Annotated in this window: 11 protein-coding genes; 4 read left to right on the top strand and 7 right to left on the bottom strand. The window is 42.3% G+C overall.

All coding sequences use genetic code 11. The annotated features are described in order from the left end of the window. Positions 1-250: 250 nt before the first annotated feature. Both GJB62_RS25625 and GJB62_RS25630 read right to left on the bottom strand, forming a co-directional pair. Positions 251-4,231, bottom strand: coding sequence for a DUF2157 domain-containing protein (locus tag GJB62_RS25625; RefSeq protein ID WP_114085212.1), 3,981 nt, complete (start codon positions 4,229-4,231; stop codon positions 251-253). Between the two features lie 457 nt (positions 4,232-4,688). Next, positions 4,689-6,272 (bottom strand): glycosyltransferase family 39 protein, encoded by a 1,584-nt coding sequence (locus GJB62_RS25630; RefSeq protein ID WP_114085213.1) that lies wholly within the window; start codon positions 6,270-6,272, stop codon positions 4,689-4,691. Between the two features lie 1,298 nt (positions 6,273-7,570). On the opposite strand from GJB62_RS25630, the gene GJB62_RS25635 reads away from it, so the two are divergent. Together GJB62_RS25635 and GJB62_RS25640 are read left to right on the top strand one after the other, a co-directional pair. Then, complete coding sequence (locus GJB62_RS25635; RefSeq protein ID WP_114085214.1) at positions 7,571-9,682, top strand: TIGR00300 family protein; 2,112 nt, start codon at positions 7,571-7,573, stop codon at positions 9,680-9,682. Positions 9,683-9,723: 41 nt separating this feature from the next. Further along, on the top strand, positions 9,724-10,248 hold the full coding sequence (locus GJB62_RS25640) for a DUF2085 domain-containing protein (protein WP_114085215.1): 525 nt from the start codon (positions 9,724-9,726) through the stop codon (positions 10,246-10,248). Between the two features lie 20 nt (positions 10,249-10,268). Here GJB62_RS25640 and GJB62_RS25645 read toward each other — a convergent pair whose 3' ends face one another. Beyond that, on the bottom strand, positions 10,269-11,477 hold the full coding sequence (locus GJB62_RS25645) for a NupC/NupG family nucleoside CNT transporter (RefSeq protein WP_114085216.1): 1,209 nt from the start codon (positions 11,475-11,477) through the stop codon (positions 10,269-10,271). Between the two features lie 246 nt (positions 11,478-11,723). Between GJB62_RS25645 and GJB62_RS37155 the strand changes: the two genes are divergently transcribed. Together GJB62_RS37155 and GJB62_RS37160 are read left to right on the top strand one after the other, a co-directional pair. Then, positions 11,724-12,212: a hypothetical protein gene (locus GJB62_RS37155; RefSeq protein WP_209271446.1), complete on the top strand. Its 489-nt coding sequence runs from the start codon at positions 11,724-11,726 to the stop codon at positions 12,210-12,212. After that, positions 12,209-12,937 (top strand): transposase, encoded by a 729-nt coding sequence (locus tag GJB62_RS37160; protein WP_209271445.1) that lies wholly within the window; start codon positions 12,209-12,211, stop codon positions 12,935-12,937. Before GJB62_RS37155 ends, GJB62_RS37160 begins: the two co-directional genes overlap by 4 nt. A 94-nt stretch (positions 12,938-13,031) precedes the next feature. Here the strand turns inward: GJB62_RS37160 and GJB62_RS25655 are convergent, their stop codons facing one another. The 4 genes from GJB62_RS25655 to GJB62_RS25670 form a co-directional block, all read right to left on the bottom strand. After that, entirely contained in the window at positions 13,032-13,889 is an 858-nt protein-coding gene (locus tag GJB62_RS25655; protein WP_114084916.1) for a hypothetical protein, read from the bottom strand. 80 nt (positions 13,890-13,969) lie between these two features. Continuing rightward, entirely contained in the window at positions 13,970-14,233 is a 264-nt protein-coding gene (locus GJB62_RS25660) for a hypothetical protein (RefSeq protein ID WP_114084915.1), read from the bottom strand. Then, positions 14,230-14,460 (bottom strand): hypothetical protein, encoded by a 231-nt coding sequence (locus GJB62_RS25665; RefSeq protein WP_114084914.1) that lies wholly within the window; start codon positions 14,458-14,460, stop codon positions 14,230-14,232. The genes GJB62_RS25660 and GJB62_RS25665 overlap by 4 nt, the downstream gene beginning before the upstream one ends. A gap of 248 nt (positions 14,461-14,708) precedes the next feature. Continuing rightward, positions 14,709-16,130 (bottom strand): amidohydrolase, encoded by a 1,422-nt coding sequence (locus GJB62_RS25670; RefSeq protein ID WP_114084913.1) that lies wholly within the window; start codon positions 16,128-16,130, stop codon positions 14,709-14,711. Between the last annotated feature and the right edge of the window lie 59 nt (positions 16,131-16,189).

Genomic DNA, 16,189 nt, shown 5'->3' on the forward strand with positions numbered 1-16,189 from the left:
GCTTCAAATACATGAAAACTGCTGTAACCCAAGCGTATTGTCTCTTATTCCTAAAAATTAATGGGACAGCCCACTAGTAGTCTGTCCCATTAATTTTGCTAGGTTTGTAGTAAGCACTTTAGTGCTTGAATATTTGAGGACTAAAGTCCTCACTACAAGCGTATTTACCCCTCAAATTTAATGGGACAGACCACTAGATACTTGTTATCTGATCCTTTAAAACACACAAAAAATTGAATCAATCCTCTCTCTATTGCCATGTTTGAAATTCATCAATGGCACTACGAATTAAGGAAGTTATTTGAGTGCGGCGGGTTTCAAAGTTGGCGGCAATATAAATCAGGAAGATGCCAACTAGTAAGCCTACAACCCATTTTAAAAAGGAGTACTGCAAACTAAAAATTACCGATTGATAGATTGTAGTAATTAAAAAAGTGGCTGTACCAATGTAGAGAAAAGCCCGCACTCGTAAAGCTAATCCGGCAAAAATGGCGATGAGGCTGAAAATTCCAGGTATCCAGGCTGTGTTTTGATTAAATAAAATTGCCCACCCACAAATTAAACCACTACCTAGCAATCTCAGAATATGGCGAGGTGCTTTGTACTCTGGTAGCCTCAGTTGGGTATCTACTTGAGCAATATAAAGCAGTGATAATCCAATTGGCGTTATATACCATAAAGTATCAGTCAGGCGTAAGGAATCAAACCATCGGTAAACAGCCCAATTAATCAACGCCACACTAACATAAGTAAAACGGATATTTTCACCTATTTTTGCTAGGAAAATGTAGAATCCAGCTGCGAGTACCAAGGTAATGGGATAAGTTTGCAGTCTGGTTTCCCATAAAATTATCAGTGGTATGATGTAGGCGGCTTGCTGCCAAGGTTTTTTAGACCAACCCCAACGTTCCCAAGGCAGGATGTACAGAAAATAGGCTACCACACAGGCGATCGCACCGTTCCAAGGAACTAACGGCCCAGCCCAAAATTTTCCCACTGCTGTCTCGCGCCAATAAACCCTCATACCGGCTACCTCTAATAAGCCAAGGTAAACCCACATTTCGGCTATGGTGATTCCTCCCAATATCCTGGGGGAAGTGCCCGAATTTCGTCCTTGAAAGATGGCATAACGGATCAAAAATACCCCTGTTGCTAATCCCACCAAACGGTTAATTCCAATGGGAAGAGGAATGGCAGCCATTAATAAGCAGCTACTCCAAGCCCAATGAATATGGGCAATTCTTTTCAATTCTTGGGGAGTTAGGCGTAAGTAGTTTACCAGCCAAGGTGACAAAATCCGGTAAGCATACATGATACTGGCACCAAGGGCAGACATGGCAATCAATCCATCACCTAATGCTCCTCCTGAAGCTTGTGACATTTGATAGAACAAAAGTTCATAAGCAGAAATGGATACGCCAATGATTCCTAAGTACAGCAGGGGTTTAAAGTTCTCGCGCCGTCGCCCTACGCCAATAATAATTAAAGCTACACCCAAGGAATATAAACCAGTCCACTCGGTGAAAGTGTTCAAACGCAGCAACACACTGAATGCACCATAAATTAATGGCAAAATGTGAAGGCTGCTAGGAAGTTTTTCTAATTGATGTCGTCGCCGCCACCACTCGCCGACAAGTTGAGCGATTAAACCTAAAGCGATATTTGCGATTGGCAAGCCACGCTCCGCGATCGCTATCCTAACAATTGATCGCTCCCCAAATCCCAAGACTTGGGCAATTAACAATTCTAAAGACCACCCGATGCCATAGAATGCCCAATTGTTCGGTTCTCGCCAACTGCGATAAACAATGGCTTTTAAGGTGATTATAGTGGCAGCTAAGTACAAAAATCCTGAAGTGATAAACCCTGAGTAAATCAGCACTGAGTGTAGCGTCAAACTCAACAACTCAAAAGCACACAATGCGATCGCCCATTTATCACTGGCGGCTGCATAATTAAGTGCTAATTCGTTTCCGCGTCGGCTCAAAACTGTCCTGGCTAACCATAGAATTAGGATTGCGATCGCGCCTACGAGAAACCAACCTCCGAGAAGGAGGTGAGGTAAACCAGGTATACCCGTCCACAGCAGCGCCACAATGAAACTCAGAGCAAATCCTTCTGTAATTACCGCAGAGATTTGGTTTCGTAAATAGCGCGTATTTACGAACATTAGTCCTGTACCTACTGCCAAACCAATTAATCTGGTTCCTGGTAACTGTAGAGTAAGTAGCTGGGCAACTCCCACAGCCAAGACACTCAAGTAACGGGTAGTAGTCCGACGTTCTGTAGTTGTGCAATTTGCAACACCCGTGAGAGCTATAGGCGTAACTAGCCATAAGGCTCCCAAATAAGCTTGGCTGTCAGCGACACCATACCAAGATGATTCTGCATTCATCCACAATAGGAAAAAACTAGCGGCGGCTAGTCCTAAACCGACATCCCAAGCACTACGTTGCCAGACTCCTCCTTCTACGCTAAATCGCCATTCTGCAACCATCAGAGCTAATAAAATACTTGCCCAGACTTGTTGACTCAGGGTTGGTGCCAGCCAATGAATGGTAGAGCAAAATGTCAGCACCCCGATGACGTGAGTTAGATATACCAGGGGAAGGGATGCGGGGGAACGGCGTTGAGTTACGAATGCCAAAGTGATGGTAGAAAATAGCAGATTTAGCGATCGCAATACAGGATTGACAATCGCGATCGTTGTTAAAAAAGCTCCCAGTAAGAGGGTGAGCAGTTCGCCAAATTTAGCTAATTCTCGCTTTTCGGTGCGATGTAGGCTATCAGTAAGCACCACCATCAAAATTATGTAGGGAAATAAAGCTACACCCAGCAAAGCCCAAGGTTCATTTTGAGAATTAGTGAGTTGAGTACCAGTTGCGATCGCTAATTTCTGTAAGCTATCAGGTACTAATCGCCAACCTAACCAAATCGTCTCTAAACCGATGACGAAAACCGCAGCGAAGTCTAGCTTTAAACTGTGCCGCCGCAATCGACTTCCCACAAACCACAAACCTAAACCACTTACAGCTATTGCTTGCCAAGGATAATTTACTACCGAAACCAGCCAACCCAAAAACAGTAGAATCCCACCAAGTTTTTCCCAAAGGAAAAGAGATGAGGGGAATGGAGGAGATGAGGATGAGGGGTATATTACAGTTACTTCCTCTGCTCCCCCTGCTCCCCTGCTCTCCTGCCCCCTGCCCCCTACCCTCTCCTGTACTAGCCAAGTTACTAGCCAGCCGCAAATGCCAATAGCTAATCCCAACTGAGTGACATTTACCCCAGCAACAAAAATTGCCCGCACTAGCAGCACTATCAAAGCATAAATAATTACGGCGGCAGGTAAACTAATACTTAAGCTGCGGCGATTGCTTCTATCTTCCTCACTGACAAGATTAGGCTGTTGGTAATTGTGAAAAATAGTAATTATAGTTGTGCCAATCATTGCCACATAGATGGCAATTAAGGGGAATCCTGGCAATTGCCAACCCCAATGCAGATAACTCAGCCCTAGAATATTGGCTAAAGGTAATTTGCCAGTACGTAAATTAGTAAAAATAGTCCGATTTTTGGAGAGTAAGACAGTTATAACAGTGAGGGTAGGCCAGGCGATCGCAACTGCAACCAAATCCACAGGATTTTGCCACAATTGAAAGCTATCCATTGCCCAAAAGTTCACTGGAACTAACAAAAGGGTGACAATCAGCAAAGTTTGAGCCGTCAATCTCAGGTTGTTTTGCCTAGTCGCCCAAAAGCTTAATCCCCAAAAACTCAGAGTATAAGCAAACAAAACTCCATACTGTCCAGAAGCAGGAAACTTTTCCCACTGACTCGCAGCCAGTACTCCAGAAGATACCACTACCAGAAATACCCCTAGAAAAAGCAGCCAGCGTACACTCAGTTCTGCCCCCAAAGACTGCAACATTGTACTGAGAAAGTTGGGTTCGACTGTTTTTTGTTGTGGTTGTCTATGGCGGCTAGATTGTAAAGCTGCTACGGGTAACTCCTGTACGGGATCAGAAGTTAAAAAAACTACCTTTTTTTTAGCTTCAGGCTGGGGTGGCAACACCACCGAACACACCAGAAACTCTTGGCATAGCTGCCTAACTTGGGTATCGGATATTAAACCTAAACGCAGCCATATATCTAGTCCTTCTAGTAACTGAGGATGCGACGATGGCAGTCTAATTTCAAATTTTAGCGGGCGCTCAAGGGGCGATGACATAAGCGGCAGCAGTATCAGTATATACTTTCAGTAGATTTCAATTAAAGTATATTTTGGTTCTAATTGTGCCACTTCTTAGGCTAATTGATGTTAACTTTTAACTTACTAATGATATTCAAATACTAAGGGACTTGCGTAAAAATAAAGTACCAGTAAACCGAGTTTCGACTGCGCTCAACTCTCGATGGCTGAGGGTTGAGCGCAGTCGAAACCCGTCTAGTTGGGATACTATTAACCCGCAGATCCCTTAGCTTTAATTGCACCAACCTAATTAACTGTCTGCTTTTAAAGCCTAGCCCGGATTTCTCACGCATAGTGTAGGCAGAGGGAGAAGAGGAGTGTAGGGAGTGTGGGGGGTAAGACTTCTTCTCCATCCTCCCACACCTCCCACACCTCCCACACCCCTTGGATTTCTCACAAGTGAGAAATCCAGGCTAGGTGCGATCGTTTCCTTGGTTTAGGTGGATTTTGTTACTTTCCATAGTAAGTGGTTTATCTGCTGTAACTTTGAGTTATAAATTTTCTCAATTCCCGCTTTTAAATAATCAGAGCAATTGAACAAGAATATGTCAGTAAAACCATTAGTAACTTCAGGTAAGCTATTCTTTTTGACAATTTGAAACTGCACCTTGGGATCAACTAAATGACCAAGCATTTGAATTGATGGAATTATGCCACTATCACTAATTAAAAGCGGTTGATTACTTTGACTAATAATGTTAGCTATTTTCGGATATTCTTGGTATCTTTCAGGGAATTGATTCCACCAAATCTTAGCTTGCGAGTTGAGACTACAAGATATCACTCCGCTCGTAATTATCATAAATAGAACAAGTAGCCAGAGCTTTCTTTGCCAAACTTTAGGAGAAATAGAAGTTAATTTAGTAGTAAGTAAGTAAGCAACAGCTAATTGTATACCTAAAGTTAAGGGAAGGGTATATCGAGTAGTAGCGTAGCGCTTTTGAAAGACAAAATCCAATATGAATAGGGGAAGCCCTAGCGATCCAATCAAGGTTAAGACAAATAACCAAACTTTTTTAGGTGTGCTTCGACAAAGAATATAAATTGAATAGAAAATTAGAGCAAAAATAATTATAATAAATGGAATTAATGCAAACTTAATTTTTCCTGAATCACTAGGACTAATACCCAAATCAAGAAACGTGCGGCTCAAGATACCAGCCCATCTTGCCACTGACCCAAATAACGTTTGTTTAGCATTTGCCCAATCTACTGCTTGTGGCTGAGGGTTGGTAATAATAATCCAAAGCCAAGGTACAAAAGTTATAAACCCTGCAAAGAATGAAATTAGGTAATCAATTGTGGTTTTATTCAATCGAAAGCGTTCGATTGTAATTACATAAATTCCCTGTGCAAGAGCAACCAAGGCAAAAAATATATGAGTATAAAACCCTACTACTAATGTTGCTGCATAAATCCACCAACTAACCTTTGTTTTAAGGCGCATGGCTCGCAGCATTGCGAAGCTCGACATTAAGATGGCTACTATCCATAAACTGTATGCTCGTGCTTCTTGTGCATACACGACCTCAACAGGTGAAACAGCTACCAAAGCGATGGCCATCCACCCGATTAGTGAAGACCCAAATAATTCTTCACATAGCAAATAAATAAAAGGAAAAGCGAACAGACTAGTGAATGCCGAAAAACTTCTTACCGCTGCTACAGAATCACCAAAGTGTTGTACCCAAAACCTAGTCATTAAAATGTATAGCGGCAAAATCTGTGAGTCTTCTACAATAATCCCTTTAATTGTATCAATTGTATTTTTTTCAGAATTGGGATATTGGTATTTATTCAAATCTTTTATAGTAAGCAAACTACCATTACTTAACTGCTCATTCATTTCTGACTGCATATAACCCGATATACGTAATGAGGAGAAAACTTCATCACCCCAATAGACTTTTTTGTCAATATTGACGAAACGGAAAAATACACCTATTACTAATAGGATTATGATTAAAAAACGTAACCAAAATTGAGAATTTAGCCAGTTTTTTGACAATTGCTTTCTCATGTAGTTCTCGATCTCCTCAAAGCATGAATGAACGGGGATAAAATTGTATTCTTATCATGATAAAAGGTTCCATCTATAGTTGAAACCTAGAGTTTTTTAAAAGATATATTTATGTAGGTTGGGTGGAGTGAAACGCAACCCAACATTACCGCCAAATTTTCATGTTGGGTTACGCTATCGCTGCACCCAAACTACAAAACTACGCTTCTCAAGGTAGACTATGTTTAGTATTCAGCTATTAAACTAATAACAAAATTGCCAAATATTGTATTTTTCCCTTTTTACTATTTGTTTTGAACATCTTAGATATAAGACCGACAGTAAATATCTAGATATCCTCTCACAAATTAACACTCAATTAGTGTCAAACAAATTGTTTATAAATATATAAGCTAAAAATATCCTCTATCCATAGAATGAGCTTTAAAAATTTTGCAGATTTTAGCAACAAGATATCATACAAAATGCAATTGGTTATCTGTTGTTTTATAGTATAAATTAAATAATATAGAAATATGGATACGGAGCATCATAGATTTTTAAATTTACTATTGCGCTGCATTAGGACAAGAATAAGAGAATGGATAAACGTACTGCATACTCCTAGGTTTAAACAAGCTACGCGCAGTATTTCAGAGAAAACTGGATTTCCGCAAAGGAAAGACATTTATAAAGAGTTTGTGTCTCAGTTTCGTGAATTTTTAAAAAATCGGGATGCTTCCTATAGATATATAGCAGTCTGCTTTGATTTTTGAAATTTATTTGCGTTGTGCGCGTTCGCGTTGGCGGAGCGTGTCGCAGACAAGCCTCTCGTAGAGAAGCGTAGCGCAAGAGGTAATAGGCAAGAGCAAAGAAGGCTCTTTAACTTGTACTTTACTTTGCAAAAATCAAATAGGATTCCTACATGATACTTGTAGCGTAGATGTAAAATACTTGTATGAAAAATAAAAATATTTAATAAAGCTAATATTAAGATATTATAAATACACCTTTGAGTAGGATGGAAACCAAAGAGTAGGTTAACGTTTGTTTAAAAGCCTCCACATCTTTGCTAAAAACATACTCACTCAGCACTACTGAAACATTTAGGGCCGCCAAAACTATCCTAATTTTGCCACCGACTCTACTTATTACTATCTTCCAGTAATAGAATTAAGGACGAAGCCTTTGTAAAGCTTTCAACTATCACAAAGATAGAAGCTGTAGTAGCAAGATTTGGCCAAATGTCAGGAAATCAAAATTTCCATCCTAAGATAGGCCCTTAGTATAGTAGCATATAAAACGCTTGTAAGATTTTTATGACTTCCCGTATTCGCTTTTTGATGTGTCCTCCTGACCACTACGATGTAGACTATGTGATTAACCCCTGGATGGAAGGGAATATTCACAAATCATCGCGCGATCGCGCCGTGGAACAGTGGCAGGGATTACACCAGATCCTTAAACAACACGCCATTGTAGACTTAGTACCACCCCAAAAAGGTTGGCCTGATTTAGTTTTTACCGCCAACGCTGGTTTGGTACTGGGGGAAAATGTCGTACTCAGTCGCTTTTTACATAAAGAACGTCAGGGAGAGGAACCTTTCTTCAAACAATGGTTTGAAGAAAATGGTTATACAGTCAATGAACTACCTAAAGATTTGCCCTTTGAAGGTGCAGGAGATGCACTGCTAGATCGAGAAGGACGCTGGTTATGGGCGGGATACGGTTTCCGTTCAGAATTAGATTCTCACCCTTATCTAGCTAAATGGCTGGATATTGAGGTTCTCTCTTTGCGACTCATAGACGAACGTTTCTATCACCTGGATACCTGTTTTTGCCCGTTAGCAAATGGCTATTTGCTGTACTATCCAGGCGCTTTTGATTCTTACTCCAACCGCTTAATTGAAATGCGAGTCGCACCAGAAAAGCGAATCGCAATTGCTGAAGCCGATGCAGTCAACTTCGCTTGTAATACGGTGAATGTGGACAGCATTGTGATCATGAACAAAGCGAGTGAAGCTTTGAAAACCCGCCTTGCAGATGTGGGTTTCCAAGTGCTGGAAACACCACTGACGGAATTTCTCAAAGCTGGTGGTGCAGCTAAATGTTTAACCTTGCGGGTAACGGAACCAGTTAGGGATGAAATTCATGCCAATGTCTCGGTAGAAAGCCGAATCATTCGTATGGAAGGACACTTGCTGGATGCTGGCTTAATTAACCGCGCCTTGGATTTGATTATAGATGCCGGGGGAAGTTTCCAAGTTCTGAATTTCAACTTGGGAGAACAACGGCAAAGTACCTCCGCCGCCGAAGTGAAGGTATCAGCACCATCTCATGAGGTGATGGAAGAAATCATCTCTCTATTGATTGATTTAGGTGCAGTAGATTTACCCCATGATGAGCGAGACGCGATCTTGGAACCTGTAATCCAAGATGGTGTAGCGCCTGATGATTTCTACGTCAGTACAATTTATCCTACCGAAGTCCGAATTAATGGGCAGTGGATCAAGGTAGAAAATCAGCGCATGGATGGCGCGATCGCAATTACTCAAACCCCCTCTGGCTTCGTAGCTAGGTGTAAAATACTACGAGATTTAGAAGTTGGCGAACGAGTAATTGTAGATGTACTAGGTATCCGTACTATTCGCAAAACGGAATCGCGCGAACAACGCAGTACCCAAGAATTCAGCTTCATGTCGGCGGGCGTTTCCAGCGAACGGCGCGTGGAATTGGTAGTTGAACAAGTAGCTTGGGAATTACGTAAAATCCGCGATGCTGGTGGTAAGGTAGTTGTCACGGCTGGGCCCGTGGTGATTCACACTGGTGGCGGCGAACACTTGGCCCAACTGGTTCGGGAAGGATACGTACAAGCGCTGCTGGGTGGAAATGCGATCGCAGTTCACGACATCGAGCAAAATATCATGGGCACTTCCTTGGGTGTGGACATGAAGCGGGGTATCGCCGTTCGTGGTGGACACCGCCATCACCTGAAGGTAATTAATAGTATCCGTCGTTATGGCAGCATTTCCAAAGCTGTGCAGGCGGGGGCAATTAAGAGTGGCGTGATGTATGAGTGCGTCCACAATAATGTACCTTTTGTGCTTGCGGGATCGATTCGGGATGACGGGCCTTTACCTGATACCCAAATGGATTTGATTCAGGCACAGGAGGAATATGCTAAACACCTAGAAGGTGCGGAAATGATTTTGATGCTGTCATCAATGCTGCATTCCATTGGCGTGGGAAATATGACTCCGGCTGGGGTGAAGATGGTGTGTGTGGATATTAATCCAGCTGTGGTGACTAAGTTAAGCGATCGCGGTTCTGTAGAATCAGTGGGTGTGGTGACGGATGTGGGATTGTTCCTGAGTCTGTTGATTCAGCAGTTGGATAAGTTGACAAGTCCCTATGTTAATAAGGTAGGTTAAGAGACGAACCGCAGAGGCGCAGAGGACGCAGAGAAAGGGAGATGACAAGAGTAGCTTTTAATGAGGAGTTGCAGGTTAATTGGGTAAGTTTAATTGCTGATTTCTTGTTAGTAGGGATGGTTTTTGGCCCGCCAATTGCTCCCTTTTTGGCTGCGTCTGGAGTGTCTTTGCTTCCTGGGATTGCGGACATCATTTATTTCATGGGTAATCATGTGTGTCCGCAACCAACTATGGGGTTAGATTTGGCACCACCATATATTATGGCTGTGTGTATGCGCTGTTACGGCACTGTCACGGGTTTGCTGATTACTCGCCTGCTGTATGGGGTAACTGGTGGTAAAGGATTTTACTGGTTAAGCCAGTATGGATGGAGTGGTATGGCGATCGCTAGTGTGCTGATGATGGCTTATCCTTTAGAATTGGCAGCACAGATTTTCGGTTTGTGGAGTTTTAATAATTATCTGGTTACGCCTTTTGGGTTGATTACGGGTTTAGCGTGGGGATTGTTTACTATGCCCATTTTCCACAGGTGGCGGGTTGCTAAAACTGGCTCGGATCGATTTTAGTCTTACTCCTAATTTCTTCTTCAAATCAGCATCCCAGCAATACAAGCGGTGATAAAACCCGCCAACGATCCGCCAATCATTGATCTTACACCCATACGAGCTAAATCATGCTGGCGATTAGGTGCTATCCCAGTAATGCCGCCAATAGTAATGCCAATTGAACCTATATTTGCAAAGTTACATAAGGCGTAAGTCGCAATAATTACTGCACGTTGGGAAATTTTACCACTTTCAATTAGTGCCTTCAAATCCAAAAAAGCAATAAACTCATTGAGAATTGTCTTTGTACCCAACAAAGCCCCCACTTGCTGACAATCAGCCCAAGGTACGCCCATTAACCACGCTACGGGAGCCATAAAAATAGACAAAATCAACTGTAATGACAGTTGCGGTAAACCCACAAATGCCCCCAACCATCCCAGGAGTGCATTTAAAGCAGCCAATAATCCTAAAAAAGCGATAATTATTACCCCAACATTAACCGCTAGCTTCACGCCGTCAATTGCTCCAGCTGTAGCAGCATCAATTGCATTTACATAATTGGTTTTTACATCTGCCTTTACTTCACCAAGTGTCTCTGATACTTCTGTTTCTGGATACAGCAATTTTGATACTACTAATGATGTGGGAGCAGTCATAAAAAAAGCAGCAATTAGATGTTCTGCTGGTATCCCAAAAGAAAGATATGCCCCTAGTACTCCACCTGCAATTGTGGCAAAACCACCCGTCATCACGGCATGAAGTTCTGATTGCGTCATCTTCGCTATATAAGGTTTAACCATCAGTGCTGACTCTGTTGGCCCTAAAAAGATGTTACCCGCACAGGATAAAGATTCAGAACCCGATGTTTTCAACGTCTTCATCATTACCCACGCCATCACATTTACCACTCGCTGTAAAATGCCGTAGTAATATAGGACACTAATAAAGGCAGAGAAAAAGATAATTGTCGGCAGCACTTGAAAGGCAAAGAAATGATCCTTAAAATTTTCTCCAAAGACAAATTTGGCACCAACATCAGAAAATGCTAAAAATTTGCTGACAAAATCTCCCAGAAATTTAAACACAGTCAAACCCCAAGGAGTTTTAAGAATCACGATTGCCAATGCAAATTCTAATCCCAAACCCCATGCTACTATGCGCCAACGCACCGCTTGACGATTAACCGAAAAAGCGTAGGATATACCGATAAAAACTAAGATTCCTAACGCAGAGATGGCGCGTTCCATATTTACTCCCAAAAAAGTATCGCTAAGGCACTTGGACACAAAGCATACACAAAAATCTGCCTAGTTTTGTGACTTTGTAGTCAATGACTAGAGTTTTGATGCCGTAAACAAGAAATTAGCGATCGCAAATTCATATCTCGTTACAAATTATCTCCCAAGCCTTAGGGACTTGCGAAAAAATAAAGTACCAGCCATTCTAGAATATTTAGGAAGCGCGGATCTACTAACCCCCACTAAATCTCTAGAATGAAAATCCCTCAAGTCATGCTGACTGACACCATCAAATCTACCTTTAAAGATGCAGCCAAAAAACTAACTGGCAGTCGCAAAAGAGACTTCATGGCAAAAGTCACCGAAGATTACTTCGATAGTTCAGCCCGCAAAGCAGAAACAGTGTTGGGGTGGAATCGCCAGAGTGTACAACTTGGCTTGGATGAACGGCGGACGGGGATAGTCTGTGTAGATAACTATCAGGCAAGAGGAAGACACAAGAGTATTGAGATTCTGCCCAATTTAGAATCGGATATTCGTTCATTGGTAGATGCTAAAGCTCAAACCGACCCAAAATTTCAATCAACTTTTCTGTATGCGCGCATTAGTGCCAGAGCAGTAAGAGAGGCATTGTTAGGTGAAAAGGGATACGACCAGAGCGAATTACCGTCTCGCCAAACCCTAGGGACGATTCTTAATGGCTTGGGGTATCGCCTAAAAAAACACAAAAAACCAAGCCCTTGAAAAAGATTCCCCAAACAGATGCCATATTTGAGAATGTGTTCCGGGAGAATCAGGCATCAGATGAGAATCACAAATCGTTGAGAGTGTCTATTGATACTAAAGCCAAAGTGAAGATTGGGAACCTTTCTAGAGGTGGTAAAGCCCGGACACTGGAGGCAAAAGCCGCTGATGACCACGATACACAGTGGCAAGAAGTCTTAGTTCCATTTGGTATTCTCAACACACACAGCCAGCAGCTATCAATTTACTTCGGTCAGTCGGCTGAAACTAGTGATTTTATTGTCGATTGTTTAACCGCTTGGTGGCATGAGAATCAACACAATTACCTTGAGCTTGATGAATGGGTGATTGATCTCGATGGCGGTGCGGCGACTCGCAGTGACCGCACACAATTTATCAAACGCATGGTTGAACTGTCTGATGCGATTAATTTAAGAATCCGACTGATTTACTATCCTCCCTACCATAGCAAGTACAATCCGATAGAACGGTGTTGGGCTACTTTAGAAAACTATTGGAATGGCGCGATTTTAGATTCTGTTGAAACCGCACTACATTGGGCTTCTAATATGACTTGGAAAGGTATTGCACCCATTGTACATCTGGTTGAAACCACCTATGAAAAAGGAATTAAGGTTCTTTCACAAGAGTTAGAACAATATCAACCTTTCTGGCAACGTTCTGAAACATTACCCAAATGGGATATCACGATTGTCCCAGTTTGATTGGTATCTTATTTTATTGCAAGTCCCTTAGAGAAAACCCTGATGGGTTGCAAGCATTTATTTATTCACATTGCTTTGCAAATTGTCTCTAAAATTACCCTATTTTCTGTGGGTAGCCAAAGCTGAGATGGCTACCAATGAGTGTGTAGAAATCATCTGGCGCATGTGCTGCGCCCCCTGCACAACTTGGAACCTTGCACTTATCGCTAACAGTTTGAGCGATTTTGTCAAGCTTGGTAACGTGTGGTGTCATGTCCCATCCTTCGCCACCATAGCTGCTTGTAATTTTTTCAATATTATGCAAGACTACCACTTCCAGCTGCCAGCCATTGATTTTGCACTCGCCCAAGCGATAAATTTTAGACAATGCTGGATCTGATAAAGCTAAACGTAACTCTGTTTCTATTTGCACAAAGTCAGGCTTTTCCGGCCTCATCTGCAAGTAAGCAAGCAGTTCTGCGGCTGATGTGCCAGTTCTAAAAAACACCGATGAGTAACCGTCTCCGCCAGAAACGACTCTCCAATCAACTAAGGTGAGTTCTGGTGACTGCGCCAGCGCCATAATCAGTGAGGTGTCAGCTTGATTATGTGTGCCAGTTATCCCACCATAACCACACTCAATGCCAAATTTGCGATCGCAAACACCAATGATTTGCCAGGTATAGTGTGCAACAGTAACTATAGGTTCATCTCTTTGTATACCCAACATAACTTCAGCATAGTTGCTCTGGTCAACATACAAATCGTAAGAACCTGGAGTATTGGCATCTCCACATGGTGCATTAATTAATTTGCCAACAAAATGGCAGTGTTCAAAACCAGACAGTGGATGCTGGCGCACCAAAGCAGCAAGGTGTTCAGCATCAGATGGAGCAAAAGTAGCGTTGAAATAGTAATGAGGCCCTTGGCCGCACTCATTAATTTCCCAGAACCAATCTTGGAATATAGCCATAGAGCTAGTTCCTTTGGCATTGAACCTCTGTGCGATATTCTAGCAAACACAGCAATCAGCAGCTATCTAAATATACAGACTCACCCAAAGAAACGCTCATAATTATCATGACTACCGATCCAAAACCATGTCACTGTGTCTCCTTCCAAAACTCCAAGTGCCCGATAGCCTCGCATTACCCTCACTGACCAAATCCCCTCCTGACTGTTGATGCACTTGAAATGTAAAGACGGGTGAAATGGATTTTCTGCCCACAGCCGATATGCTTTCCTGGCACTTTGCCTAATTTCGCTGCTCAACTGTCGATACTCAGACCAAAAGGAAGGAAGTACTGCTGACTTCATAGCTGGTCGTAGTTCATTGCAGTGGCTTGTCCCTCTGCAATTTCTTGTTTGGCAAGTTTTGCAGCAGCAATAAGTTTTGATTGTGTTTTCTGGAATGATTCATTCCATCTGATTTCATCTTGCAGATCATCAATGTACTCCCGCAGATGCTCTGCAATTCGATCTTGTACATCAATGGGTAAAGACTCCATCATTTTGATCACGGTGGTAATTGCTGCTGAAGACATGGTGAATTGCTCTCATACAACGCTTTGCTCTTAAAGCTAACACCGATCGCCTCTCTCTATTCATTAAGCTCTCATGCCTGACGGCATGATTGACTTGCAAACACAATGAGCAAGTGTGTGCGTAGCTGTAGCCTTTCGTAGATATCGCTCAAACATCATCAAAAATTCTGTGAGTAGCTACTTTGCATGATGTCCTAAGCTTAACAATTTGTTACTATTTTAAAGTGTCTCTTGTCTATACTTGTCTTTCACAAACCCATAACTGTGCGATAATGCGCTTCAATTTGCGCGACGGTTTCAGACTTGCGCTTTGTCTCCCATTGACTGCGGTTAAATAGTTCTTGCCGCAATTCATCAACGTTAATTGTGGTAACTTTCCCATCAGCAACAATTTGCTTACCGTTAACCCAAACACTATCAACAACATTATTAGGACGACCTAAAACTAATAAACCAATAGGATCTGTCCGGGGAAGCAATGATAAATGAGTGAGGTCATAAAGTACTAAATCTGCTTGTTTGCCCACAGTTAAGGAACCGAGTTTGTCTGCTATATTCAGTCCCTTTGCACCTCCCAAGGATGCCATTTCTACTGCTTGTCTGGGTGTAATCCAGTGTTGATAATCTGAGTCTGTAACGTTGTGCAAGATAGAACCCATTTTGATGGCTTCTAACAAATCTTGAGAGTCATTACTTGAAGCACCATCACAACCAAAAGTTACATTTATTCCAGCTTGGCGATATTTTAAAATAGGGGCAATACCACTGCCTAAACGTAGATTACTTAAGGGATTATGAACAACTGTAGATTGAGTCTCAGCGAGAATGGTAATATCAGCATCATTTAACCAGACGCAATGAGCTAGAGTTGTGCGTTGGCGTAGCCCGCCGCAGGCATCGCTCAAAAACCCGATTCTTTTCAAATGTTCCACGGCAGTACAACCGTACTTTTCTTGAGCGAGTTTTTCCTGTGCCCTAGTTTCGAGTAAATGGGAGTGACGACAAAGATTATAGCGATCGCTTAACTCGATACATCCTGTAAATAAAGCATCACTACACAATTGTATCCCCGTTGGTGCGACCAAAATATTTACACCCTCATCTGGACGATGAAACTGTCTCACCGCCTCTTCGATAATTTCCAATGTTGCCGCAGTTGAACGATGATAAGGTTCATGAGTTCTTGCTGATTCTCCAGATGGAAGCCCTGCACTAAGGGATTCATCTTGAATTAAGGGGGCGATAAAGGCGCGAATCCCAACTTCTCTGTAAGCGCGGGTTGCAGTGGCGATCGTTTCTAACTCAAGTCCGGGAATTAACACCAGGTGATCTACTACACTCGTACCGCCAGAAAGCAAGGTTTCTACCGCAGTACCCAAGGCGCTGAGATAAACCTGTTCAGTGTCGAGGGGGGCAAAATCATACAGTTCCGCCAACCATAATTCTAAAGGCAAAACTGACATGATTCCCCGTTGCCACATCTCTGATGAGTGGGTGTGAGCGTTGAAAAAACCAGGTAGCAGCAGTTTATTTTTGCCATCTATGACAGTGCCGATTACTGGTAGATTGGGGGCAATTGCAGCTATTGCCCCATCTACAATCTGTACATCTACCGTCGCATAATCATCACTGGCGGCAATTAAAACATTCTGAATAGTAAAATTTACCATATTTAACCTTGATTAAGTAATTGTATTTTCAACTGAATTTCAAGTTACAAGATAGAAAA

This window comes from Nostoc sp. ATCC 53789, assembly GCF_009873495.1.
Lineage (GTDB): Bacteria > Cyanobacteriota > Cyanobacteriia > Cyanobacteriales > Nostocaceae > Nostoc > Nostoc muscorum_A.